The following is a 24,693-nucleotide window of genomic DNA, read 5'->3' as shown; positions in this document are numbered from 1 at the left end:
TGGCTTCAATCCCATAACAGAATTTGCAGGTTGGGCTTGACCGGTACATCCAGTCCATTGGTGCCACTCAACGGTGTTTCGGTGCTGCGCAATGGGTCGTACAAGGTGGCGGTGGTCATGCCCGGCAAGTGCGCGTTGCCGCCACGGGCCGACCAGAAGAACCAGACCTTGCGCCCATCGGCACGGGTCCAGCCGATGCTGAACAGACCGTCGGGCAATTGGTCGGCGGTGGGCGGATCGCCCGGGGTCAATTTGGGCCCGCTCACCTGCAGGAAATTCTTCAAGGCGGTATACGACGGCTTGGGATTGGTGTCGATGTCGAGCAAGCCATAACTCTGGTCGCGCACGCTGGCGCGCTGGTCCAGGTCACTCAGGGTGAACAGGAAAATCTTGTCAAAATCCAGCGCGCTCATCAGTGCGATGCGGCGCACGATGTAGTCGGCCTGGCCTTGAGGCGTGATGAAGTCCTGCAGCTCTTTCGGGCCTTTATAGGTCGACCAGCCCCACTCGGTGCTCCACAGGGTTTTGACCCCGGCGGCCCGCAGTTTCTGGTTGAACGCGCTGGTTTTGGCGACAAAGTCCAGGTTCGAGGGGTCGTTGCCTTCGGGCAATTGGGTGTAGGGGTGATAAGACACCACGGTGTTCAGGCTTGGCAGGCCCAGTTGCAGCAGCCCGTCGAGCATATTCTGGCCGTTGGGCATTTCGCTGAAGAACGCCATGCCGGCGGTCACCACCGGTTTGTTCGGGTTCACCACCCGCAGCGCGGCTGCGGTGACTTGCAAGAGGTTCGCATAGCCGGCCGGGTCGGCGACGGGGCGCCAGAAACCCAACAGGTTCGGCTCGTTCCACACCTGCCATGCGTCCACGCTGGGGTAACGCTGGGCCAGCAATGCCATGCGGTTGGCGAAGATGCCCGGGTCCTTGGGCGGGAACTGGTCCTGGTAGGGCGAAGAGGCCGGCGCGGTGGTGGCGAACTTCGCCGAGCCCACCAGGTAGAACACCGACTTGATCTGGTTCTGCTGCAGCTTGTTCACCAGCTCATCGAGGGTCGCGACGTTGTACTGGTTCTCGGCGGTTTCCAGCTGGTCCCAGTGCAGGTCCAGGCGCACCCATTCCAGGCCCAGGGCCTTGAGGCGGTCGATCTGCTTCTGATAACGCTCGGGGCTGAACCACAGGAACTGCGCGTTCACCCCCAGAAAATCTTTCCATACGATCTCTTTGCTGCCCTTGAGCACATGACTCTCGGCATCCGCCGGGCGGCCCCAGAGAAAGGCGGTCAGGCCCAGTGCGGCGACGATCGCGAGGGTCGCCAGGTAAGTCCGTTTACGTGCCATGGTTGCCTCCTGCAATGGCTTCACTAAACAGCTTCGCGAACTTCTGCGCGGTCAACGGCCACAGGCGTTCACGACCAATCGCGGCGGCGCGCTCGGCCCAGTCCCTGGCCATTTGCGGATTGCGTGCGAGCAGCAGCAGTTGCTCGCTCAAGGCGGCTACATCGCCTTGCGGATAGATGGCGCCATTGCCGCTGGCGACTTCTTCGGCAAACGCCCGGGCATCGGAGGTGATCGCGCCGCGCCCGCAGGCGGCAGCCCACGACAAGGCACCGCTGGTGCCGCGCTGGCGGCCCAACAGGCCGAGCTTTTTCGATTCGCGATACGGCAGCACCATCACATGGTGCGCCTGGATCGTCTGCGGGATGTCGCTGGCCGGCAAATTCAGCCGCCAGTCGATGGAGCCGGCCAGGCCGAGTTCGGCGATCTGGCTGTTCAACTGCTCCAGGTAATTGCCGCCCGCGCCAAACGCCATTTCGGCGGCAGTGCCACCGGCCAGGGTCAGGCGCACACGGTCACGCAATTCGGGGGCTTTTTCAAAGACGGCGGCCAGGGCCTGCAACAGGTCTTCGATGCCTTTGCCACGGTAGATAAAACCAAAATACAGCAGGTGCAGCGTGTCCAGTGGCGGCAAGGCCACGGGCGGGATATCCAGGTTGGCGTGGTTGATCACCGCCACCTTGCAGGCGGGCAATTGCATGCGCGCCGTCAGGCAGTCGGCGCCCAGGCGGGTGAGGGTCACCAGCCGGGTCAGGCCCTTGGCGACGTGGCGTTCTTCGCGCAGGGTCAAGGGATCGGCCAGCACCACCGCCGCTTGCGGCAATGGGCTGGGCAAGGATTCCAGCAGGTTCAGCGGAAAGGGCAATTGCTCGCGCCGCCAGACCATGCGTTCCGGGTCATGCACCGTGGCAGTCAGTGGCAGCGCAGGGTAGGCCTTGCGCAATTCGCGCAGGGCCAAAAACTCCCCCAGGCGCCCACCGCCCAGCTCGGCGTGGACCAGGTCAACACTCTGCCAATCGAAACCGGCAATCGCCTGTTTGATCGACGCCGTGCTGCTGACCACGCCCGTCAAGGGCGTAGCCACCTCGACGCCCAGTTGCTCCAGTGCCGTCTTGAAATGGTTCGCGTAGTCGGCGATCCCATTCTTTTCCGGCGGCAGGGGAGCGAGCAGGGCGATGCGCATCAGAACGAACCCCGGTATTTGGCGATGGTTTTCAGCACCTTGACCGGCACCTCGAACTTGCGGCGGTTGATGATGATGCCATCGACCTTGCCGAACGCCGTGGTGAGGATCGACAGTGCATGTTCCACCACCGGTACCGTGCTTTTTTGCGCTTCTACGACCAGCGCAATCAGGTCGGCACGGCGCAGGTTGATGAACGCGTCACGGTTGTCCAGCAGCGCCGAGGCATCCAGCAACACCACTTGGCCCGGAACCGCCGGCTCAATCCCGCCGACCCGTACCCGCACGTCATTCTCTTCCAGCAACTGGCGCAACTGCTCGACGATAAAACTCACCCCTTCACCGTGTCGCGCGGAGGTCAGCCCCAGGGTCAGGCCCTGCTCGGCAATACGCTCCAGCGGCAGCAAGCCATACAGGCGATAAATGCTCGCGTTGAAGGCGTTGGTGCTTTGCGCGGTGCTGGTGTCCAGCTCCGGCAGCGTGGTCCACAGCGGCAGGCCGAATTTGCCTTCCACCAGGCCGCCGTCGTGGATCCGTTGATCCAGCAGGTAGCACAGGTAGATCACCAGCAGCCCGACCACGATGGAGAACGGGATCGCCAGCAACAGCATCAACAGGGTTTTCGGGAAGACGCGCCCAGGGTTAAGGGTGGCTTCTTCGATCACCGCGATGTTACTGATTTGGCTCTTGTCCAGTTCACGGTCGATCCGCGATTTCTCCAGGCTGTCGACATACAGCGCGTAGTTTTTCTCGGTGCCGTTCAGCTCACGGGCCAGGCGCGCCAGTTCCGGCTCAATGGCCAGGGCGTCCTTGCGTTGGGCTTCCAGCTCTGTCAGTTGCTTTTGCTGTTGCGTCAGTTGTGTGCGCAGCGCCAGGTTGTTGCTGGTTTCATCCAGCAGCACCCGTTGCAAGTGGATTTCCAGGGTGTTTGGCGCACGGTTTTCCGAGCTTTGCACGGTGTCGCTTTCACCGGCGACCTGGGCCTGCATGGCACGGATCGAGGCATCCAGGGCTTTGACCGGTGGCGCGTTATCCGTGTAGGTACGCATCATGTCGGCTTTTTCCAGGAGCTTCTGGTTCAGCAGGCGACGCAAGTCTTGTTGCTGCGGGTTCAACGCGATCTGGCGAACCGTGGTCACCTCTTTGGGCTGGCCTTTGAGTTGATTACGGGTGCTTTCGATGGCGCTGTCAGACGAGGCAATCAGGCGGGTGGAGTTGAACACTTCGCCACGCAGCACGTTGATCCGCTCGGACAAGTCTTCCAGACGGTCAGTGATGCTCGATGCGCCGATCTCGTTCAAGTGCGTGAGGATCTGGTCCTTGTAGCTCTTGATCTGGGCAGCGCTTGAAGACACCTGGCCTTCATAGAACGCGTACAGGCTCTTGCGGCCCAACGCTTGGGTGCGCTCGTCGATGTACGTCTCGACCCAATCCTTGACCACCGCCTGGGCGATCTGCGGATCATCCCAACGGAAGCTGATGTCCATCACCGTAGAGCCGACGGCGTGGGTCACTTCGAAGTTTTTCTCCAGGCTTTTCGCCAGGCGTTCCACCGGGGTGGTTTCTTCGACGATGCCAACGGTTTCCAGCACCACTCGCACACCGTCAAACACGGCGCTGATGCCTTTTTTGACGTACCACTTGGTGCGTTTCCACACGCCTTCCGGCGGCTGCATCTTGTCCATCACCTCCAGGTAATGCTCGGCCACGGCACGTACGATGGGGCGCCCGGTCAGCAAGCGCTCTTCGTCGACAATCGGGTCGCGCTGAGTGCTCGGCATGACGATCGGCTGACGGTTGTTGACCTCGATCGGCATCGTCGAGTCACGGCCCGGTTTTACCAGCAACCGCGCGGTGGATTCATACTTGGCCGGCAGCAGGAACGCCCCCAGCAAAATGATCACCAGCGCGGCAATCGCCGCCAGTTTGAACTCGTGCTTGAAGATGAAGAACAGGCGCAGAAGATCACGAAAAGAACGGATCTCGATCATGGGATGTCGCTCCTTTAGTGGTTCGTGGTGTAGCTGTAGCCCACACCAATGGATTTGGTGAAGGGAATCAGCTGGTTCAGGTAAGTGTCCACGCCTTGGATCCGTTCGCCGACGTTGGACTTGGGTACAAACACCACGTCACCGCGTTGCAGCGCCACGGGCTTGCGGCCCAGTGCGCCGTTCTTCAGGTACTGGCTGAAATCCAGGAAGTAAGCGTGATAGATACCTTGGCCATCTTCACGCAGCAGGGCGACCATGCTCGCGTTGCCCACCGGGCTGACGCCGCCGGCACCGAGAATCGCCTGCTCCATGGTCGGGGCCGTGGCGATGGAGATCGCCGACGGGTTGAACACCGCGCCGCCGACGATCACCGTGTTACCCGGCGCCTGGTTGATATTCACCGTGACCCGAGGCTCGCGATACACCGGTGCGAGTTTCTGGCTCAGCTCGGCGGCGACTTCCGCCGGCGTGCGCCGCGCCACCTGGATCGGGCCCAGGAAGGGGTAGTTGATCTTGCCGTCGTTCTGCACGGTGTACAGCGTCAGCTCATAAATCGTGCTGACGTTGAACGCCGAGAGGGTCGGCATTTCCCCGGCATCGCGGACGATCCGCAGCTGGTCGCCGATGCGGATCCGCTCCACCGCCGGCGGCAACTGGGCCATGCGATCGAGGGCCTGCTTGCCCTCGTTCACGGTCTTGCCATCGGGCGCGACGATCCGCGCGGGCGTATTGCAGGCGGCCAATGCCATCATGGCCAGGACGAGCAAGGTTCGTTTCATCAAAAGGGTCTTCCTGTAGGTCATGATGCTCACCTCCAATAACCGGGGAACATGCTGATGCGCCGCTTGAGGGCGAGGGGGAGCTGGCGCTCCAGATGGCCCAGCCGGTAGCCGAGCAATTTGAACGCGCTGCGCACCAGTACTTCGGGTACGCGGTGCAATGCACCGGCTTCGCGTAATGCTCGAAGCTCAGCCAGTACATAGCGTTTACCTTCACCGCCGGCATCGCCAAAAGCCTGGCGGATCCACGGCTCACGGCCGTAGAAAACGCCAATGTCGAAGTAGCGGTGAAACTCATCCATGAGACGGTAATCGTGGGAGTGATAGACCAGCGCGGTGGCGGCGTAGCGCACCTTGTAGCCTTCCAGCAGCATGCGGGCGGCGACGTAGGCGTCCTCGCTGCCGATCACATCCGCGGGGAAGCCACCGACGGCTTGCAGGGCGCTGCGCCGGTACACCGAAAAAGAATCCGAACTGAAGCAGGTCTTGATCCCCAACTCCGGCGCATCTGCCAGGCTTTTGCTGCGGCTTTGCGGCGGGTAGTTGAAGTGACGTGACTGGGCGCCCAGCACACCGGCATCCGGGTGCGGCAGTTGGCGGCCATACGCAACGCCGTTGAGCGGGTCCAGTTGCAGCTCGCCCACCAGGTTGGCGAAGGTCTCGGGTTCGGCAGGGATCGCATCCTGAGTCATCACGATCAGCGCGTCGCCGTCGACTTGCTCGCTGGCCCAGCGGCGCGTGCCGCCATGGTTGAAATCCTTGGCATCGATCACTTCGACCCGTACGCCGAACTCGCGAAAACGCGCCACGGTGTCATCGCTGGAGGCGCTGTCCACCACCAGGGTTTCGTCCGGTTGCAGGGTTTGCATGCGCAGCGCCGGCAGCAGCCTGTCGAGGTGGCTGGCCGCGTTGCGGGTCGGGATGATCAGGGCGGTTCGCATCAGCTTTTCACTTCGGCCGGAGCCCGGCCGTAAATGTCGTCAAAGCGCACGATGTCGTCTTCCCCCAGGTACTCGCCGCTCTGCACTTCGATCATCACCAGGTCGATGATGCCGGGGTTGGTCAAACGGTGTTTGTGCCCGGCCGGAATGTAGGTGGACTCGTTGGCGTTGATCAGGAATTCACGGTCGCCGTTGGTAATCATCGCCGCGCCGCTGACCACTACCCAGTGTTCGCTGCGGTGATGGTGCATCTGCAACGACAGCGAGGCGCGTGGCTTGACCACGATGCGCTTGATCTTGAAGCGGCTGCTTTCTTCCAGCACGGTGTAGGTGCCCCACGGCCGGGTAACGGTGCGGTGCAGGCTGAAGGCCGGATGGTTCTGGCGCTTGAGCTCGGCGACGATGTAGCGCACGTCCTGGCTGCGGTTGGCGTCGGCAATCAGGATCGCGTCCGGGGTGTCGACGATGATCAGGTCACTCACGCCCACGGCGCCCAATACGCGCTTGGGCGAGTCGATGTAGCAGTTGTGCACGTCGTGCAGGATCGCTTCACCGTTGATTTGGTTGCCATTGGCGTCGCTCGGGGTGAGCTGGCGCACTGCGTCCCAGGAACCGATATCACTCCAGCCGATGTCGCAGGGCACCACGGCCACTTGCGCGGATTTTTCCATCAGCGCCACGTCGATCGAGATATCCGGCGCCGACCCGAAGCCTTCAGCGTTCAATTCGCGCTGGCGGCAGTTGTTGTTATTCAGGCTGTGGCTGTGGTCGAGGGCGGCTTTCGCGGCGTCCAGTACGGCAGGGGCGTGCAGCGCAAGCTCGTCGAGCAAGGTGCCCGCCTTGAAGCAGAACATCCCGGCATTCCACAGGTGCTTGCCGCCGTCCAGATAACCCTGGGCGGTGGCCAGGTCGGGCTTCTCGACGAAACGCTTGACCCGGAAACCCTGGCCCAGTGCATCGCCTTGTTCGATATAGCCGAAGCCGGTTTCAGGGTGGTCGGGCTGGATGCCGAAAGTCACCAGGTAGCCGGCCTCTGCCAGTTCGCGGGCCTGGGTGACGGCATCGGCGAAGGCGCTTTCATCAATAATCAGGTGGTCGGCGGGCATCACCAGCAACTGCGCCTCGCCGCCGAAATTCTCCTGCACGTGCAGGGCGGCCACGGCGATCGCAGCGGCGGTGTTGCGCCCGAATGGCTCCAGCAGCAGGTCGAGGGCCAGGTGGGTCTTGTTGACCACACGGTAGTCATCGAGGGTGCGAAACAGCATCTCGCGGTTGGTCACCGTCAGCACGCTTTCCACGCCCGGCAAGTGACTGGCCCGCAGGAAGGTCTTCTGCAACAGGCTCTGGTCGTCACGCATGCGCATGAAGGGCTTGGGCATGTTCTGTCGCGACACCGGCCACAGCCGGGTGCCCGAGCCACCGGAAATAATGCAGGGAATCAAGCCGTTGAGGGTGTTCATCAATAGACTTCCTTGGTCGAAAGGACGGCTGGGACCGTCATGAAAACGATGTACAAGTCGAACCACACCGACCACTTCGAGATGTATTCCAGGTCGTACTCAACGCGTTTCTGAATCTTGAACAGGGTGTCGGTTTCACCACGATAGCCGTTGATTTGCGCCCAGCCCGTGATGCCCGGTTTCACCCGGTGCCGCGAGCTGTACTCGCTGACGGCGACTTCGTAGGGCACGCCGGCGGCCTTGGTCGCGGTGGCGTGGGGGCGCGGGCCGACCATCGACATGTTGCCCAGCAGCACGTTGAACAACTGCGGCAGCTCATCGATGCTGGTCTTGCGAATGATCCGGCCCACGCGGGTGATGCGCGGGTCGCCGCGGGTGGTCTGGCGGTCGGCGTTGAAGTCGCTCATCTCGGCGTACATCGAGCGGAACTTGAACACCCGAATCACGTTGTCGTTGTAGCCAAAACGGTTCTGGCGAAACAGCACCGGGCCCTTGGAGTCGAGCTTGATGGCAATCGCCGTGATCAGCATGAGCGGCGACAACGCCACCAGGCCAAGGGTCGCCAGAATCAGGTCTTCGCAGCGTTTGATAAACGGCGACCAACCCCGCAGCGGCACATGGGAGGTGTTGAACATCAGGATGCCGCCGACATCGGTGATGCGGCTGTGGCCATAACGCAGGGCGGCCATGTCGGGCACCAGCATCACGTTGACCGACATCTGCCGCAGGCGCTTCACCAACCCGTTAATCCGCTGCTCGGCGGCCCAGGGCAGGGTGATCATCACTTGGTTGACCTGCTCGGAGCGGATCAGTTTTTCCAGGTCGCGGGTATTGCCCAGCAGCGGCAGGTTGCTCAATTCCTTGGGGATGCGCTCGGTGCGATCGTCGATAAAACCGATCAGGCCGGAGCGGATATCACCGTTGCGTTGCAAGTGGTCGGCCACGTGCACGGCGGTGTCGGTGAAGCCAAGGATCACCGTACGCTGCAAGTATTTGCCGTTGGCCATCAGGTTGCGGAACAGACGCAGCATCACGATCCGCTCCAGCCCGAACAACGCGAGGCTGGCGACAAACCAGAACGCCAGGTTGCGCGGGCTCAACTGCGGGAACATCAGCAGAATCTGGTACATGAACAGCAGGATGCAAAACGCCGAAGACCAGGCCACCAGCATGGTGCGAAACCGCAGGCGGTTGCTGAACAACTCCTCGGAGTAAACCCCCATGGCCTGGAACAGAATAATCGTCAGGATCGCGAAGAACAGCAGCAAGCCGAGAAAGTGCGCGCGCAACTCGGAGGCCATCGGTTCTGGATAAAACACGAGGATCAGCGCTGGCAAAACGGCGGTGAGACCGTGCATCAACTTTACGAAAACAACGAAAAACTCAATAAAACCGGCCCGGGTCAAAAACAGGCTGTCGACTGACGACTTCTCGCGCATAAAAACATCCCTCATTGCACACCAGGGCTTCCTTGTTTGGCTGCTCATCCATAAAGGCAGGGCTTGCTTTATAAGTGGCGCCAGACGAACGGCTTGCTTCGCTGGGTAATACGCAATTACCTATCTATTTGCAGGGAATTTGCGAGGTAATGGCTAAATGATGGTTCTCTTTTCCCTATTCGTCAAGGTTTTGACTTTTTTATAAGGGTATCGGTCTAGACACATTATCTACTCGTCGACGTGACAGATTGTTGACTGTCTTGGTCGAGCTCTCGGGTTTTTCGAGAACAAAATGCTGGCGTTTTGGAGTGTAGGAACAAATTTGGGAAATTTCCTGCCGGGGAGGAAAACCTTTTTTTGACGGAGGTAGGACGCGGGGTTTTTCGGGGACAAGCGACGAGTGGTGAGGACGTGAGTCCGTCACCACATGGGTGCGGTACTAAGCTTGAAGATCGCTTTTCAAAAATGTCGGTCAGTTCGGATGTTGCTAAGCCTTGCGCAAGTGCAAGCACTCAATCGACCGGTCGACGGTGGTCTTGGCTATTTCCAGCAAATGCCACACCGCCAATAACTTCGCCCGCTCGGGGCTTTGCAGCAGTTCGCCGCAGTCGAGGGCGGTGGCCGAGGCGCTGCTGAGCAGGCTGGCGGTGTAGAGCAGGGAGTCTTCGAAGCTCAGGTCTTCGTTCACCGTGTGGAAGCCCTGGGAGGGCAGGTAGTGTTCGAGTGCGCGATTGAACGCGGCGCGGTTTTTCAGCAGGTCGCTGGGTGGGTCGGGGACGGCTTTATTCATGGTGTAGCTCCTTTTCGGTTAAGGAGCCGGCCCTTCGCGACTAAACGTAGGGTGGCGGCTGTACGCAGGTTAGTCGACCGGCCGAAAAGGAAAAACCCGGCGCACCCGAAGGTGCCCTGCGCACAGCCACCATAAAACCTCATGATGGGACCATGCGCCTTTTCAGAACCGGGCGACTAAACCCGTTCACTGATGAGCAGTGAAGGGGCGAAGACTAGCCACCGGTTCCAACAGGCACAAGGCCGAAAGATTGTCTCGGAAACGTCCCGCAAATCAAAGGGATTTACCCTGCTGGCCCTTTATTCATATCCGAATTGCCTCGCGAATTTTCCCCAAGGCTAATCTCAACGTTGCCAAATCAATCGACCCCAACGCCACCCGCAACGCATGCGGCACATGGGCCGTACAGGCAAACGGCTCTGCGCTGGTGACGCGCACACCCTGGCCCTCCAGCGCAGCCACCACTGCATCCGCCCGCAGACCTTCCGGCAACACCAGCCACAGGTAATACGACGCCGGATGCGCAATCACCTCAAACCCTCGCAATACCTCCCGGGCCAGCGCCTGGCGCTGGCGCGCATCCTGACGCTTCTGTTCCTCCAGCGTATCCACCGCGCCGGACTCGATCCAACGGCAGGCCAGGTTCACCGTGAGCGTCGGTGTGCTCCAGGTCGAGACGCGAATCGCTTGCTCCAGCGCCGGTACCCACGCTTTGGGCGCCACGATAAACCCCACCCGCAACCCCGACGCTACGCTCTTCGACAGGCCGGACACGTACACCGTGCGCAACGGCGCATAGGTGAACAACGGCTTGGGCGCCGGCTCTGCGAGAAAGGCGTAGGCGCCGTCTTCGACCAGTAGAAAATCGTAGCGCTCAGCCAACACTGCAAGGCGTTGGCGGTCGGTTTCGCTCATTACCGTGCCCAGCGGATTGTGCAGGGTGGGCATGCAATAAAACGCCCGCACCGGGCGCCGTTTGCACAAGGCCTCCAGCGCATCCAGATCAGTATGGCCAGCGGGTTGCGGCAGAGGCTCCAGGTCTATGCGCTGGGATTGGGCCAGGGTTTTCAACCCGGGATACGTCAGCGCATCAACCGCCAACACATCCCCCGGTTGCAGCAACGCCATCAGGCTGATAGAGAGACCTTGCTGCGCCCCGTTGACGATCAGCACCTGCTCGCCACCCACGCGAATCTGCCGATTGCGCAGGTGCCGCGCCGCCGTCTGCCGCTCATGGGCGCGGCCACCCTGAGGGGCAGAATGCAGCAGGGCATCGAGGTCGCCCGAGGCGGCGATGGCGCGCAAACCGTCTCGCAGCATTTCGGCCTGGCCGGGCAGCGAAGGGTAGTTCAGGCTCAGGTCCACGGTGCCCGGTTGCAGCGGTTGTTGCACCAGGCCCATGCCTCGCAGCAGGGTGGTGTCGCGCACAAACGTGCCGCGCCCTGGCTCACCCACTACCAGACCACTGGCCTCCAGCTCGCTGTACACCCGCAACGCCGTCGCCAGAGCAATGCGATGGCTGTTCATCAGGCTGCGCACGGTCGGCAACTGGGTGCCCGGCGGCAATTTTCCGGCGCGAATCCGCGTGGCCAGTTCATCGACGATCAGTTTGTAGCGGACCTGAGCCATGGCGTGTTCCCGTGTAAAGCGTATCTAGATCAATTTTTTGTTTGTATCAGGTGAGCTGATTAATCTACAGGCTTTCCCGGTGGATGGCTTGAGCATGATCGACCTCGCAACGCTGGCTGTTTTCTCTGGTGCAGTTCTGCTGCTGTTGTTATCCCCGGGGCCGAACATGGCTTTCGTCATCAGCCACGGTGTGACCTATGGCTGGCGTGGCGGCGTGGCGTCCGGGTTGGGCATCAGTGTGGCGGACCTGCTGCTCACGGCACTGACCGCGACCGGCGTGACCGCACTGGTCGCCAGTTGGCCGCCGGCCTTTGACCTGATTCGCTACGCCGGGGTGTTGTACCTGCTGTGGCTGGTGTTCAAGACCCTGCAAAAAACGCCCGCCCTGGATACGTCCCACGTCACCCGCGTGCCGCTGGGCCGGGTGTTTGTGCGGGCGATGCTCAACAGTTTGCTCAACCCCAAGGCGTTGCTGTTTTTCATGGTGTTCCTGCCGCAATTCGTCAGCCCCGAGGCGGGGCCCATCGCGCTGCAACTGGTGGTGCTGGGGATCATCCTGACATTGATCAGCGGTGTCTTTCATGCCGTGCTGGGAATCTTCGGCGGGGCGCTCAGCCGGTTTTTTGCCGGCAAATCGGGCAGCGCAGGCTTACAGAAATGGGGCCTGGCGAGCGTGCTGATGGTGCTGGCCATACGGTTGGCATTGATGTCTCGCCCGACGTGAAATCCCACTTATAAAAGGACGTTACCCATGTACATCGCAGCCTTTATCTACAAGCCTGGTGAACGGGATGACGAGTTCCAGCGCCTCACGGATTTGATCGACGCACTGGCGGCAAGGCTGCCGGGATACGTGGGGGCCGAGTCGTGGCACTCGGCGGATGGGCGTTTGATCAACGCCAGTTATTACTGGCGTGATGAAGCGTCAATCCGCGCCTTTGCCAGCCACCCGACCCACCTGGAAGCCAAGCGTCTGTACCGCCGGTGGTACGGCGGTTATCACGTGGTGATTTCCAAAGTGGAGCGGGCCTACGGGGACGGAACGATCGGGCATCTGGTGCCCGCCGACCGCCACGGGCATGCGAATGCTTAACCCAGCCGTGCAGCCGCGCGTGCCACGATTTCACCCCTTGTCTTGCGCGACTCGGCGGTGCGTTTGCGGGCTTCCTCCAGCACATGCGGCGGCGCGGTTTCTGGCCGGCCTGCATTGAGTGGTGGTGCCGGGGCATATTCAATCTGCAACTGCACCAGTTGCGCCGCCGCTTCGTTGTACAGCTCGGCCGCCAGGGTCAGGGCAAAGTCGATCCCGGCGGTAATCCCGCCACCGGTCAACAGGTTGCCGTCACGCACCACGCGCTCCTGCACCGGGATCGCGCCCAGCGGGGCGAGCATATCGTGGTAGGCCCAGTGAGTGGTTGCCCGACGCCCGCGCAACAAGCCCGCTGCGCCCAGTACCAGGGAGCCGGTGCACACCGAGGTCACGTAACGTGCGGTCTGGGACTGCACCTTGAGAAACGCCAGGGTTTGCTCATCCTCCATCAACGCGCCGACCCCTGAGCCGCCGGGCACGCAGATCACATCCAGCGTTGGGCACTCCTCGTAGGTGGTGCTCGGGGTAAAGACCAATCCGGTGCTGGAGGTGACCGGCGCCAGGTCCTTCCACACCAGGTGCAGTTTCACGTCCGGCAGCGATCCCAGCACGTCGTAGGGGCCGGTGAGGTCCAGTTGCTGGATGCCAGGGAACAACAAAAAGCCGATCTGCAAGGTCATGGGAATACGCCTGATAAAGGGATGGACGGCTTCACTTTAGTCACCTAGGCTTTGGCGCATACGCCATTGAGCCCACGAATCACGCCAATCATGCCCAGAATCATCAACGTGCTCGCGTTCCCCAATGTGCAGGTGCTCGACGTCACCGGGCCCTTGCAAGTGTTTGCCTCGGCCAATGACCTGGCGCGCCAGCAAGGCTTGCCGTTGCCCTATGCGGTCAGTGTGATCGCCGCGCAAGCCGAGCCGGTGATGACCTCGGCGGGCCTGGCGCTGGTGGCCGAGCCGCTGCCGGCCGCCGACGCGCCGTGCGACACCCTGGTGATCGCCGGTGGCTGGGGCGTATACGGCGCCGCCGAAGACCCGGCGTTGGTGGACTGGGTTCGCCAAAAAGCCACCCAGTCAAGGCGCATGACCTCAGTGTGCACCGGCGCCTTTCTGCTGGCCGCCAGTGGTTTGCTCGACGGCCGCCGCGTGGTGACCCACTGGACCCGCTGCGAAGAACTCGCGCTCAAACACCCGGAACTGACCGTGGAGGCCAACCCGATTTTTATCCAGCAGGGCAACCTGTGGACCTCCGCCGGCGTGACTGCTGGCATCGATTTGTGCCTGGCGCTGGTGGAAGAGGACCTGGGCCGCGCCGTGGCCCTGGAAGTGGCGCGGCACCTGGTGGTATTTCTCAAGCGCCCCGGTGGGCAATCGCAGTTCAGCGTGACCTTGTCCCTGCAAAAGGGCGGCAGCCGTTTTGCAGAGTTGCACGCCTGGATCGCCGAACACCTGACCCTCGATTTGAACATCGCCACACTGGCCGCCCAGGCGGGCATGAGCGAGCGCAGTTTCGTGCGCCACTACCGCGCCGAAACCGGCCAGACGCCCGCGCGGGCGGTCGAGTTGATCCGCGTGGAGACCGCCCGCCGGCAACTGGCCGACAGCAGCGCGTCGATCAAACGTATTGCCGTGCACTGCGGCTTTGGCTGCGAAGAAACCATGCGCCGCAGCTTCCTGCGGGCGGTGTCGATCACGCCCCAGGCGTATCGCGAACGTTTTTCCTCACCCGGTTGAAGTTGAGCCTGTTTGAACGAATGGGTACGGTTTTGTACCAAGGTGCTATGTTACTCATAGTCCATTGCGCAGTGTCTTGATCCTAGGCCTCTACGTCGCGGTTTCGACCCTTCCGGCGTACGCACACCCATGAATTCACTACCTCCTGTCCTTGTCGAATTACGCGCGGCGACCGCTGCGCTGCATCGACGCCTCGATACCCGGCTGCCGTTTTCCCGCATGGACCTGGCGCTTTATCGCGAGCTGATGGGCGCCTACTATGGTTTCTATCAACCGCTGGAGCGAGCCCTGGCGCCGTGGGGTGAAATCATCCCTGACCTGGAATGGGGGCGGCGCAGCAAAACCCCGTACTTGCAGGCTGATTTGCGGGCGCTGGGCCTGGAAAACCCGCAGATCGACGCCTTGCCGATATGCCCTGAACTGCCCGCCATCACCAACGTGGCCCAGGCCTTGGGCGCCCTCTACGTGCTGGAAGGCGCAACCCTCGGCGGCCAAGTGTTGCGGGACCTGATCGAGATCAAGATTGGCGTGGGCTCCACCAATGGCGGCGCGTTCATGAATGTGTACGGAGCGCAAACCAGCGCTCTGTGGCAGCGCTTCCTTGATTGTCTTTACCCGTTGCAAACCCCGGTCGACCGTTTGGAGGCGGTGAAGGTCGCCGAGTCGACCTTCCTGTGTTTCGAGCAGTGGCTTGCCCACTGTGGGGTATTGCGATGAGCACGGTCGATACGCTGATCGACGATTGCGCCAGCGAACCCATCCATATTCCGGGCTCGATCCAGCCTCACGGGTTGTTGTTGACGCTGAGCGAGCCGGCGCTTGAGGTACTGCAAGCCAGCAGCAACCTCGCCGTCGCCTTGGGCCTGGGTGCGGAAAGCGCGTCGGGCCAGGCGCTGGCCAATGTGCTTGGCAGCGAGGCGGCGGCGCAGGTGAGCCGTGCCCTGGCGGACCTGGACGCCGATGAAGATGAGATGCACCAACTGACGCTTGATGGCTATGCCTACGACATCCTTCTGCATCGTCATCAGGGCCTGCTGTTCCTCGAGCTGGAGCGGGCGATGACCCTTGAGCACCGCGCCGTCGGACAACTCGCCCGCACGCTGCGTCGCTTGCAGTCGACCAAGACGCTCGAGGGTTTGTACCAGACCTGCGTCACCGAGATTCGCAGCCTCACCGGCTATGACCGGGTCACCTTGTACCGCTTCGAGCAGGAAGGCCACGGCAAGGTCATCGGCGAGGCGCTAAGCGAAGGCATGCAGCCGTACCTGGGCCTGTGTTTTCCCGCCTCGGACATCCCGCCCCAGGCTCGCGAGTTGTACCGGCTGAACTGGATCCGCGCGATTCCCGACGCCGAGTACCAGCCGGTGCCTATCCTGCCGGCCCTGCGCCCCGACAACGGCCAGCCCCTGGACCTCAGCTTCGCCGTATTGCGCAGCGTGTCGCCGGTGCACTGCCACTATCTGAAGAACATGGGTGTGCGTTCCTCCATGAGCATTTCGCTGCTCAAGGACGACCAGCTCTGGGGCCTGATCACCTGTGGTCATCGTGAGCCGTTGCGCGTGCCCCATGAACTGCGCACGGCCTGTACCAGCATCGGCCAGCTGTTGTCGATGCAGATCACCTTGCTCCAGGAGCAGCAGGAGCGGCGCCAGCAGCAAGAGAACGCGGCGATGATCGAAGCGTTGGTCGCCGCCATGACTGCGGACCAGTGCGATGTGATGGAAAGCCTGTTGCCGTATGCGCAAACGCTGCTGGACCTGACCGCCGCCGGTGGCCTGGCGATACTGGTGGAGGAGCGCCTGCATGTCTTCGGTGTTTGCCCCACACGTGTTGAGATCCACGGGTTGTACCAATGGGTACGCGGGCAGGGCAAAGGCGTGGTGCACAGCCATCAATTGTCTGTGGATTTCCTGCCGGCGGCGGCTTATCAGGCCCACGCCAGCGGCCTGTTGGCATTTTGTCTGCCCAAGCCGGTGGACAACGCGGTGATGTGGTTTCGTCCGGAGGTCAAGTCCACGGTGGAGTGGAGCGGCCAGCCGGTCAAACATCGGGAACCGGGCGCCACGACCTTGAGCCCGCGCCTGTCGTTTGAACTGTGGAAGCAGCAGGTCGACGGCAAGGCGCTGTATTGGTCGCTCTCGGAGTTGAAAGCGGTGGAGAGCCTGCGGCGCAATGCCCTGGAACACGACCTCGCACGCCAGGTTCAGCGCGAACATAAAGCTGTACAGGCGCGTGATGAACTGGTGGCGGTGGTCTCCCATGACCTGCGCAGCCCGCTGACGATCCTGCTGATGCAATGCGGCATGATGCGCAGCATGGTGCCCGCCGATGACAGCAAGGCTAACCGGCGCCTCTCCTCCGCGATTGAAACCATGCAAAACGCTACTTCCCGCATGAACACGCTGTTGGAAGACTTGATCGATATCTCGCGCATCGAGGCCGGGCGCTACAGCGTGTCACTGCAACAGCTCGATGTGGCGGCGACCCAGGAACAAATCTGCTCAATGTGGCAGCCACTGGCAGCCGCCAAGGGTGTGGACCTGACCTGGCGATCTGCTGCGGGGCTGTGTGTGCAGGCCGACCCGGAGCGTTTGTTCCAGGTGTTTTCCAACCTGCTGGGCAACGCCCTGAAGTTCACGCCGGTGGGCGGCGTGATCGAGGTGATTGCCGAGGCGGCGGGGGACGAGGTGTTGTTTCGGGTGTGTGACAACGGCATCGGCATCCAGCCGGCGCAACTGCCGTATATCTTCGATCGCTACTGGACCTCCCGCGAGGGCAACCCCACCGGCAGTGGGCTGGGGTTGTATATTTCCCACGGCATCATCGAGGCCCACGGCGGCACTTTGTGGGCTGAAAGCGTGCTGGGGCAGGGCAGCGTGTTCAGCTTCAGAATCTCTGCTGGGGGTTGAGGTCCAGCAATTCGAAGATCGCCTTGAGGGTCGCTTGGGGCGCTTCCTGGGGAATATTGTGGCCCACGCCGGCCAACACCTCGCGCCGATAAAACCCGCTGAAATTTTCCAGGTCGTCATCTTCAACCGGGGCCGGGCCTACGCCGTCATCGGCGCCGCACAGCGAGATGCTCGGCACCGAAATCGGCGGCGGCTGCACCAGCGCCTGCTCGATGCTTTCCAGCGCCGGATCACCCGGCGCGTACATGAAGCGATGACGGTAAGAGTGGACCACCACCTCGACAAAATCCGGGTTATCAAACGAAGGTGCCGTCTTGCCATACAGGCTTGGTCCCTCGGCCCACGACGGCGACCAGAGCGCCCACAGCAACTGGCAGAACTCACGCCGGTTGGCGGTCAACCCGTCCACGCCGCGTTGGGTGTGAAGGTAAAACTGATACCACAGCCGATGCTCTGTTTCCGGCGCCCGAGGCTTGGTCGACGCAGCAATATCCTGGATGTTGTAGCCATCGCCCGTCACCAGGCCCTGCACCCGTTCAGGCCATAGCGCCGCAACGATACACGCCGCGCGTCCGCCCCAGTCATAGCCCACCAGCGTGGCTTTTTCGATGGACAGGGCATCCATGAAATCCAGCAAATCCTTGGCCAGCGCCGCTTGTTGGCCGGAGCGCATCACCTGATCGTTGATAAAACGCGTCGGGCCATAACCCCGCAGGTACGGCACCAAAACCCGGCAGCCACGTGCGGCGACCACCGGGGCGATCTCGTCGTAGCCGCGAGGATCATAGGGAAAACCGTGCAGCAGAATCACCACCTCACCGCCTTCCGGGCCATGGGCTTCGTAGGCGATATCGAGCATGTGCGTGCGGATGTGAAGGGTGGGCATGGAGGCTCCGAGGGTGGAGGGGAAGTGTGGGAACTGTAGACCAAACCGGTTACCGAACGTGGTTCGAAAGGCTGCAATTGCTTTACTTGTCTAGACCGGCCTGGCGCAAGCCGATGCAGTTGCCCCACGGGTCGCGCACCTGGCACATCCACTCGCCGCCTTCGATTTTCATCGGGCCGCGATACAACGTGGCGCCTAACGTGACTGATGTTTCCGTCGGCGACCAGGCCGGCAGTGACGCCGAATAATGCGTCGGCAGAGCGCCGATCAATACGCGCCTTGTGGTAACGATAATGTTTGCCCAATAACCTGTGGCGAGGGAGCTTGCTCCCGTTGGGCTGCGCAGCAGCCCCAGGTTTTGTTGACAGTGTTCTTTGAGTTGGATGGCGATGAGCTTTTTGGGGCCGCTTCGCGACCCAGCGGGAGCAAGCTCCCTCGCCACAGTGAGGGGCTGACTTAAATCTCTGCGTGGGTGATGACGTGTTTGAAATGATGCCGCCACAAGTCCGCGCCCAGTTTCCCTGACCGATCCAGCGACGAACCGACGGTCAAATCGCTGATCAGCGTTGGCTGCAAGCCAGCGTCAAACAACGCAAACCCGGCCGCCAGCACACAGGTATCAGTCTGGATGCCACACACCAGCACCCTGTCCGGCGCGAGGCTTTTCAGGTGGCTGATGGTCTCGGGCGTGGGGGCGTAGCCGTGTTTGATGAAGACATGGTCGGCAGCGATCAGGCTGTTGTCGTCGGGCGCCGGCTGCCAGCCCAGTTGGCGGGCGAACGGGGTGATGCTTTCGTCGTGGCGCTCTACGGTGGCCACTGAGGGCATGCGGCCCAGCAGGGCGTTGATGCCGCCCACCAGCCAATCGGGCGGGGCGAAGGAGGGTTGTACGTCGATGATCAGCAGAACCTGGTGCATTGGAATCCTGGCAGGGATCGAAGGACCACGCATTGTGCACCGGGTACACCTCGTCTCCAAGTCTGGCGCGCTCTATGTGGGAGCTGGCTTGCCTGCGATGGCGGTGGATCTGCTCATACATCAATGACTGAGACACCGCTTTCGCAGGCAAGCCAGCTCCTACAGGTTTACTCATTTGCCTTCAGATTGTGCTCGGGTTCAAGGTTGCCAAACCGTCTTCACCCCACTCAACTTCCGGTCCAGAAACGTCGCTGCGCTGATCAGCGCCAAATGGCTCAACGCCTGCGGCGTATTGCCCAAATGCCGTGCCTGGTTATCAAACTCTTCGGCATACAACCCCAGCGGGTTCGCGTAGCGCAGTAACTGTTCAAACTCCAGATGCGCCTTCTCCACTTGCCCGGCCCGGGCCAGGCATTCCACGTACCAGAACGAGCACGCCGCAAACGCGCCTTCGGTGCCTTGCAAGCCGTCAATCTGGCTGTCGTCGTTGCGGTAGCGATAAACCATCCCATCGCGCACCAGGCTTTTCTGGATCGCTTCCAGTGTCGATAACCAGCGCGGGTCCGTCGCCGCAACGAAGCGCACCAGCGGCATCAACAGCATTGAGCCGTCCAGTGCCGTGCTGCCGATATGCTGCACAAAGTGCCCGCGCTCTTCGTTCCAGAAGTTGCTCCAGATATCCGCGTAAATCGCCTGGCGGGTCTGGTCCCAGCGGGCAAACGGCGCCGGCAGCGAGCGTTTGGACGCCAGGCGAATCGCCCGGTCCAGGGCCACCCAGCACATTAGCCGCGAATGCAGGAAGTGATGCTGCTCGCCGCGCATTTCCCAGATGCCGACGTCTTTGTGGTTCCAGGTTTCGCAGACCTGGTCGGCCACTTCCACCGTGTGTTTCCAGCCCTCGTGGGAGATGGCTTCGCCGTATTTGTTGACCAGGTATACGGCGTCCATCAGCTCACCGTAGATGTCCAGTTGCACCTGGTCGTAGGCCTCGTTGCCGATGCGCACCGGTTGCGCACCGCCGTGGCCGCTGAGGTGGCTCAGCTCGGTTTCCGGCAGTTCCTGGCGGCCGTCGATGCCATACAGAATGTTGATCTTCATCGGCTGATCGCAGCAGTCACCCACACGGCCTTTCAACCAGCGCATGTAGCCGTTGGCTTCCTCGATAAACCCCAGGCGCATAAACGCGTAGACGGTAAATGAGGCATCGCGGATCCAGGTGTAGCGGTAGTCCCAGTTGCGCTCGCCGCCGGGTGTTTCCGGCAGGCCGAAAGTCGCGGCGGCGAGGATTGCACCGTGTTTGCGCGAGGTCAAAAGCTTCAAGGCCAGGGCCGAACGATTGACCATTTCGCGCCAGCGCCCACGGTAGTTGGATTGGGAAATCCAGCCGCGCCAGAACTTCAGGGTGCGATCCAGGCACAGGTCGGTACAGTCGTTTTTAACGCGGGGATCTTCCAGCCCACCGAGGACAAATTCGGCGCCTTCTTCCTGGCTCAGTTCAAAGGACGCTATGGCCGCGTCGCCGTCCAGCTGCAGGGCATGGCTGCTGGTCAGGCGCAGGCCGGGTTGGTCTGCGGCCTCAAACAACACGTCGCCGTCAGCTTGAGTGGCCCGGGTCTGGGCGCGGGCGTAGTCATGACGCACCGCGCAGCGCATATGGATGCACGCTTTACCGCTGACCACCCGCACCCGGCGAATCAGGATCGGCAGGTCGTCGACTTCTTCACTGACGGTCAAGAAGTCGGTGATTTCCACCACCGCCTCATTGCTCAACCAGCGGGTTTGCAGCACGTTGGTGTCTGGCAGGTAGATCTGCTCGCGGCGGGCCTCGGGCAGGTCGGGCGTGAGCTGGAAGATCCCGGCGGCGGGGGAGTCCAGCAACGAGCAAAAGATGGACGGGCTGTCGAACTCCGGCCAGCAGAAAAAATCGATGCTGCCCTTGTCATTCACCAGCGCTGCACTGCGCATGTCGCCGATGATGCCGTGGGCATCGATGGCACTTTGTGGTTCGTTTTTCAGATCAACCATTGCCACGAAACTCCGGATAAAGGCTCATGCCGCCATCAATAAACAAGGTGCTGCCCACTACGTAATCGGAGGCATCACTGGCCAGCCACACCACCGCATTGGCGACATCTTCGACGTCACCCACACGGCCATAGGGAATCAACTTGAGTAGCTCCACCTCGGCCGCGCCTTCGGTGGCGGCGCGGTTGATGGCCGTGCGAATCGCCCCCGGCGCAACGCCGTTGATGCGGATGCGCTGCTGGCTGACTTCTTGAGCCAGGGTGCGCATCAGCATTTCCACACCGCCCTTGGACGCGGCGTAATTCACGTGACCGGCCCAGGGAATCACTTGGTGCACCGAGCTCATGTGGATAATCTTCCCGGCGGCCCGGGAAACGCCTTCGCGGATGCCCTGGCGATTGAAGATGCGCAAGGCGGCGCGGGCGCAGAGGAACTGGCCGGTGAGGTTAACGCCGATCACCGCGTTCCAGTCGTCGAGGGTCATGTCGACGGCAGCGGCGTCTTTCTGCATGCCCGAGTTGGCCACCAGAATGTCCAGGTGCCCAAACGCCTCAAGGGTTTGCGCAAACAGGCGCTCGACATCCGCCTCTTTCGACACATCGGCGCCAATTGCAATCGCCCGACCGCCGTTGGCATTGATCTGCGCCGCCAGTGCTTCAGCCGGCGCCGCCTGGGCGTTGTAGTTCAGCACCACGGCAGCTCCAGCCTCCGCCAGGGCCTTGGCGGCCCCCGCGCCGATCCCGGAACTCGCGCCGGTTACCAGCGCCACTTGTTGCTCCAACGAAATGCGCATTGCCCCACCCAACCTTTTTCAGAGTGCCCAATTAGCTGACTGATGGCGTGGGCCACAAGTTCACCGGCTGTCTGGAATGCGACGATGGCTGTCTATATCTATCGTTTTTGCCACAGGGCTTTTCGCTAGAATCAACGCCTGATTGATGCGAGACCTGAGCCGATGAACCGCCCACCCCGCCCCTGGCTTGAAGCCTATGCCGACAATTACCGCAACGACGACGTGGTGCACCCCCATTGCCATGCCCAGGCGCAGCTGATCCATGGCGTGTCCGGGGTGATGGTGGTCAGCACCGCTCAGGGCAGTTGGCTGGTGCCGTCCGGGCATGCGCTGTGGGTGCCGGCCGGAACCCCGCACGAGATCCGCATGGCCGGCGAAGTGCATATGCGCACGCTGTTCCTGATGCCCGAGGCCGAGCCGGGGCTGGGGCGCACCTGTCAGGTGATCGAAGTGTCGGCGTTGCTGCGGGAGCTGATCGTCGCCGCCACGCAGATTGCCGGGCACCACAGCCCGCGTCTGCAGGCCATGATCGAGTTGATCCGCATGGAACTGCTCGCCGCGCCGGTGGTGGCGATGCACGTGCCGGTGCCCGGCGAAGTACGGCTAGCCAGGCTGTGCACGCATTTCATCCGCAACCCCTCTGACGACAGCAGCCTGGAATCCTGGGCCGACAGCCTGAACATGAGCGCCCGTACCCTGAGCCGGGTGTTCCAGCGCGAGTTGGGCATGAGCTTCGGTGAATGGCGCAAGCGCGCGCGGTTGGCCCTGAGCTTGAAACTGCTGGCCCAGGGCGTGTCGATTTTAGAGGTGGCGCTGGAGCATGGTTATCAGAGCCCGAGTGCGTTCAGCGCGATGTTTCGCAAGTCGTTGGGCTATCCGCCGAGTCATTTTCGGCCGGTTTGATAACCAATGCGCTGGTTGCCGTTAGTCGCTTTTTTGAGTTCGTTGGGCTAGTGCAGAGCAATCAGCGGGATGCCGGAGGGGCCGATCCAGAGTGGTTAATCGGGAAAGAGGGGCCAGAAAATCACGGTTTAACTCGTTTAGTACCTGTTAGAAATGACAGTAGTAAATATCTCGTTTGTGCGGCATTAGTAAACGCAGCGGCAAGCAGGATGAGTCCTAAAAGTTATTTTCAGGGAAGGATCGAAGATGAATCATCTACATGGATTTTTACTGGTCGGCGGTCTCTCGATTGTGGGTTTGGGGGGCGCCCAGGCCGCGACATGGGTTGCGTTTTCATCGTCGGCAGGTGCCCAGTGCACGCCGGCGAGTATCAATAACAGTGGTATGACCGTCGGCAACTGTACGCCCGCCAGCACCACCGCCAATAATGTACCTTGGGTCGGAGATGGCGCTGCCCACGGTGCTCAATCACCCTTGGCGACGCTGGTCAGTGGGCAGCCTTGCTCGGTATGGGGGCTTGCGCATTCGGGGCAAGCAGTGGGGGATTGCTCGGATGCCAACAATGCCTCCTTTGCAGTCGTGTGGGGCTCGGTGTCTCCAACCACCACACCGCTCAAGCTGGATTCTTTGCCTGCCACACTTCTGATTCCCCTGCTTCGCCCCAAGGACGTTGACACCACAGGCACTGCTATCAACGGCCAAGGCGATGTTGTCGGGTCAAGTTTTAACGCGAGCCGCCAAGGCACTGTGGTGTTTTACCCAGCAGGTACAGGTGCGCCGCAGCGTGTATCGGATTGGGGAGACGGCTGTGCCGCCGTCGATGTAAATCTGCCGGCATCAGGCAATCTCATGATCGCGCTCAACTGTCCCAATAGTGCCGGGAATTCTACTGCGAAAGTCGCTGAAAAGACCGGGGCGGCTTTCAGCGTGACCTCGCTGGCGCTGCCAACGGGGGCCAGTTACTGCACTGTTTCCCAAACGAATAACGCATCGCAGTTCATCGGTACGTGTATTTATCCCAACTCGGCGACCAACGTCGCTAAAAGTGCCTATTGGAGCAGCAACACAGCGGCGCCTTTGGTGCTGACGCTATCAACGGGGTCAAGGAACACCGCCGTCGGCATTAATCAGGCTGGGTTGGCTCTGGTTGTTCAAACGACAATCGAGGGGCGTAGACAGTACATTGCCTGGCAGCCGTCGACCTTGCCGTTGCCGATTGTCCAGTTCATCCCGCTACCCACTGGAAGTGTATGGGGAGACGCAGGGGCAATAGCCGGTGGAAGCCGGGTCACGTTGAACGCTGTCACTCCCAGTCAATACATCACGGGTTGCACGTGGGCACCGTCGGCTGGAAGCGTTTGTGTGCCCACTATAGGCGGAGGGAGCAACAGCCAAGTGGCTGTCATCTCTGAAAATGGCAGCTATATGGCGGGTATGGTGCTGGACGCTGCGCAAACTGTGATCAGCGTCACGACCACATTACCTTGAGCAAAAGAATAAGGAGGATTGGGCAATGAACATCAGGAAAATGATCATGTGCATGGTGTGTGCTTCGATAGCGGTCGGGGCCGTGCCGAGCAGCGTAGCAATATCAAAACTATCCAATCACGCTAATTTTGAAAAGTTTGCACAGAGTTCGGGTTGGACATTGCTTAGCGCCGTTTTCCGTCCCGGGATTTACACGGATGCCCCAATTCCCTACGCCACAGGGGTTACCGAGAAGAATGCCCCCTCCGTCGATTCCTGTCGCGGGGGAATTGTTTTTGTGAAGGATCCGCGCTCTGGGGTCGTCAGCAAAGAGTACTGCTAAGAGGTAGGCCGCTCCGCCCGTACGCTGTGTTGCGTCATGTAACGCTGTTGTCCGTTTAGCGACGATACATGGCCCTG

General features: G+C 61.3%; 22 protein-coding genes. 7 read left to right on the top strand and 15 right to left on the bottom strand.

Annotation, left to right across the window (positions count from 1 at the left end; all coding sequences use genetic code 11):
* Positions 1-5: 5 nt before the first annotated feature.
* From AU074_RS08335 to AU074_RS08295, 9 genes are all read right to left on the bottom strand, one after another.
* A complete protein-coding gene (locus AU074_RS08335; protein WP_076014318.1) occupies positions 6-1,334 on the bottom strand; it encodes a cellulase family glycosylhydrolase in 1,329 nt (442 codons plus the stop codon).
* Positions 1,324-2,514, bottom strand: coding sequence for a glycosyltransferase (locus AU074_RS08330; RefSeq protein ID WP_076014317.1), 1,191 nt, complete (start codon positions 2,512-2,514; stop codon positions 1,324-1,326). Before AU074_RS08330 ends, AU074_RS08335 begins: the two co-directional genes overlap by 11 nt.
* The gene (locus tag AU074_RS08325; protein ID WP_076014316.1) at positions 2,514-4,505 is read right to left on the bottom strand and encodes an exopolysaccharide transport family protein; all 1,992 of its coding nucleotides are present in this window, start codon (positions 4,503-4,505) and stop codon (positions 2,514-2,516) included. The genes AU074_RS08330 and AU074_RS08325 overlap by 1 nt, the downstream gene beginning before the upstream one ends.
* A gap of 14 nt (positions 4,506-4,519) precedes the next feature.
* Positions 4,520-5,284, bottom strand: a complete 765-nt coding sequence (locus tag AU074_RS08320; RefSeq protein WP_076014315.1) for a polysaccharide biosynthesis/export family protein — start codon at positions 5,282-5,284, stop codon at positions 4,520-4,522.
* A gap of 29 nt (positions 5,285-5,313) precedes the next feature.
* Positions 5,314-6,225, bottom strand: coding sequence for a glycosyltransferase family 2 protein (locus AU074_RS08315; protein ID WP_076014314.1), 912 nt, complete (start codon positions 6,223-6,225; stop codon positions 5,314-5,316).
* On the bottom strand, positions 6,225-7,685 hold the full coding sequence (locus AU074_RS08310) for a mannose-1-phosphate guanylyltransferase/mannose-6-phosphate isomerase (RefSeq protein ID WP_076014313.1): 1,461 nt from the start codon (positions 7,683-7,685) through the stop codon (positions 6,225-6,227). Before AU074_RS08310 ends, AU074_RS08315 begins: the two co-directional genes overlap by 1 nt.
* On the bottom strand, positions 7,685-9,124 hold the full coding sequence (locus tag AU074_RS08305; protein WP_076014312.1) for an undecaprenyl-phosphate glucose phosphotransferase: 1,440 nt from the start codon (positions 9,122-9,124) through the stop codon (positions 7,685-7,687). The genes AU074_RS08310 and AU074_RS08305 overlap by 1 nt, the downstream gene beginning before the upstream one ends.
* Before the next feature lie 487 nt (positions 9,125-9,611).
* Positions 9,612-9,914: a DUF6124 family protein gene (locus AU074_RS08300; protein ID WP_076014311.1), complete on the bottom strand. Its 303-nt coding sequence runs from the start codon at positions 9,912-9,914 to the stop codon at positions 9,612-9,614.
* Between the two features lie 303 nt (positions 9,915-10,217).
* Complete coding sequence (locus tag AU074_RS08295; RefSeq protein ID WP_076014310.1) at positions 10,218-11,543, bottom strand: PLP-dependent aminotransferase family protein; 1,326 nt, start codon at positions 11,541-11,543, stop codon at positions 10,218-10,220.
* Between the two features lie 94 nt (positions 11,544-11,637).
* Between AU074_RS08295 and AU074_RS08290 the strand changes: the two genes are divergently transcribed.
* Together AU074_RS08290 and AU074_RS08285 are read left to right on the top strand one after the other, a co-directional pair.
* The gene (locus AU074_RS08290) at positions 11,638-12,267 is read left to right on the top strand and encodes a LysE family translocator (protein WP_076014309.1); all 630 of its coding nucleotides are present in this window, start codon (positions 11,638-11,640) and stop codon (positions 12,265-12,267) included.
* A 27-nt stretch (positions 12,268-12,294) separates the two neighbouring features.
* A complete protein-coding gene (locus tag AU074_RS08285) occupies positions 12,295-12,636 on the top strand; it encodes an antibiotic biosynthesis monooxygenase (RefSeq protein WP_076014308.1) in 342 nt (113 codons plus the stop codon).
* Here the strand turns inward: AU074_RS08285 and inhA are convergent.
* Complete coding sequence (gene inhA, locus AU074_RS08280) at positions 12,633-13,313, bottom strand: isonitrile hydratase (RefSeq protein WP_076014307.1); 681 nt, start codon at positions 13,311-13,313, stop codon at positions 12,633-12,635. The genes AU074_RS08285 and inhA overlap by 4 nt on opposite strands.
* 90 nt (positions 13,314-13,403) lie before the next feature.
* Between inhA and AU074_RS08275 the strand changes: the two genes are divergently transcribed.
* The 3 genes from AU074_RS08275 (at position 13,404) to AU074_RS08265 (ending at position 17,281) form a co-directional block, all read left to right on the top strand.
* Positions 13,404-14,372 carry a GlxA family transcriptional regulator gene (locus AU074_RS08275; protein WP_076014306.1) on the top strand — a complete coding sequence of 323 codons (969 nt, stop codon included), beginning with the start codon at positions 13,404-13,406 and terminating at the stop codon, positions 14,370-14,372.
* Between the two features lie 129 nt (positions 14,373-14,501).
* Entirely contained in the window at positions 14,502-15,089 is a 588-nt protein-coding gene (locus AU074_RS08270; protein WP_076014305.1) for a biliverdin-producing heme oxygenase, read from the top strand.
* On the top strand, positions 15,086-17,281 hold the full coding sequence (locus AU074_RS08265; protein WP_076014304.1) for an ATP-binding protein: 2,196 nt from the start codon (positions 15,086-15,088) through the stop codon (positions 17,279-17,281). Before AU074_RS08270 ends, AU074_RS08265 begins: the two co-directional genes overlap by 4 nt.
* On the opposite strand, the gene AU074_RS08260 is transcribed toward AU074_RS08265, so the two are convergent.
* From AU074_RS08260 to AU074_RS08240, 5 genes are all read right to left on the bottom strand, one after another.
* A complete protein-coding gene (locus AU074_RS08260; protein WP_076014303.1) occupies positions 17,259-18,167 on the bottom strand; it encodes an alpha/beta fold hydrolase in 909 nt (302 codons plus the stop codon). The genes AU074_RS08265 and AU074_RS08260 overlap by 23 nt on opposite strands.
* An 82-nt stretch (positions 18,168-18,249) precedes the next feature.
* On the bottom strand, positions 18,250-18,438 hold the full coding sequence (locus AU074_RS34430) for a VOC family protein (protein ID WP_256576857.1): 189 nt from the start codon (positions 18,436-18,438) through the stop codon (positions 18,250-18,252).
* Between the two features lie 185 nt (positions 18,439-18,623).
* On the bottom strand, positions 18,624-19,085 hold the full coding sequence (locus AU074_RS08250; RefSeq protein ID WP_076014302.1) for a cysteine hydrolase family protein: 462 nt from the start codon (positions 19,083-19,085) through the stop codon (positions 18,624-18,626).
* Between the two features lie 198 nt (positions 19,086-19,283).
* Positions 19,284-21,110, bottom strand: coding sequence for a glycoside hydrolase family 15 protein (locus AU074_RS08245; protein ID WP_076014301.1), 1,827 nt, complete (start codon positions 21,108-21,110; stop codon positions 19,284-19,286).
* A complete protein-coding gene (locus tag AU074_RS08240; RefSeq protein WP_010166680.1) occupies positions 21,103-21,903 on the bottom strand; it encodes a glucose 1-dehydrogenase in 801 nt (266 codons plus the stop codon). Before AU074_RS08240 ends, AU074_RS08245 begins: the two co-directional genes overlap by 8 nt.
* 162 nt (positions 21,904-22,065) lie before the next feature.
* Between AU074_RS08240 and AU074_RS08235 the strand changes: the two genes are divergently transcribed.
* Positions 22,066-22,806 carry a helix-turn-helix domain-containing protein gene (locus tag AU074_RS08235; RefSeq protein ID WP_076014300.1) on the top strand — a complete coding sequence of 247 codons (741 nt, stop codon included), beginning with the start codon at positions 22,066-22,068 and terminating at the stop codon, positions 22,804-22,806.
* Positions 22,807-23,052: 246 nt separating this feature from the next.
* Complete coding sequence (locus AU074_RS08230; RefSeq protein WP_076014299.1) at positions 23,053-24,294, top strand: hypothetical protein; 1,242 nt, start codon at positions 23,053-23,055, stop codon at positions 24,292-24,294.
* The last annotated feature ends 399 nt before the right edge of the window (positions 24,295-24,693 follow it).

Origin of the sequence: Pseudomonas sp. ATCC PTA-122608, from assembly GCF_001952855.1 — a bacterium.
Lineage (GTDB): Bacteria > Pseudomonadota > Gammaproteobacteria > Pseudomonadales > Pseudomonadaceae > Aquipseudomonas.
The sequence above is the reverse complement of the archived record's forward strand: the minus strand, read 5'-3'. Positions and strand labels throughout refer to the sequence as shown.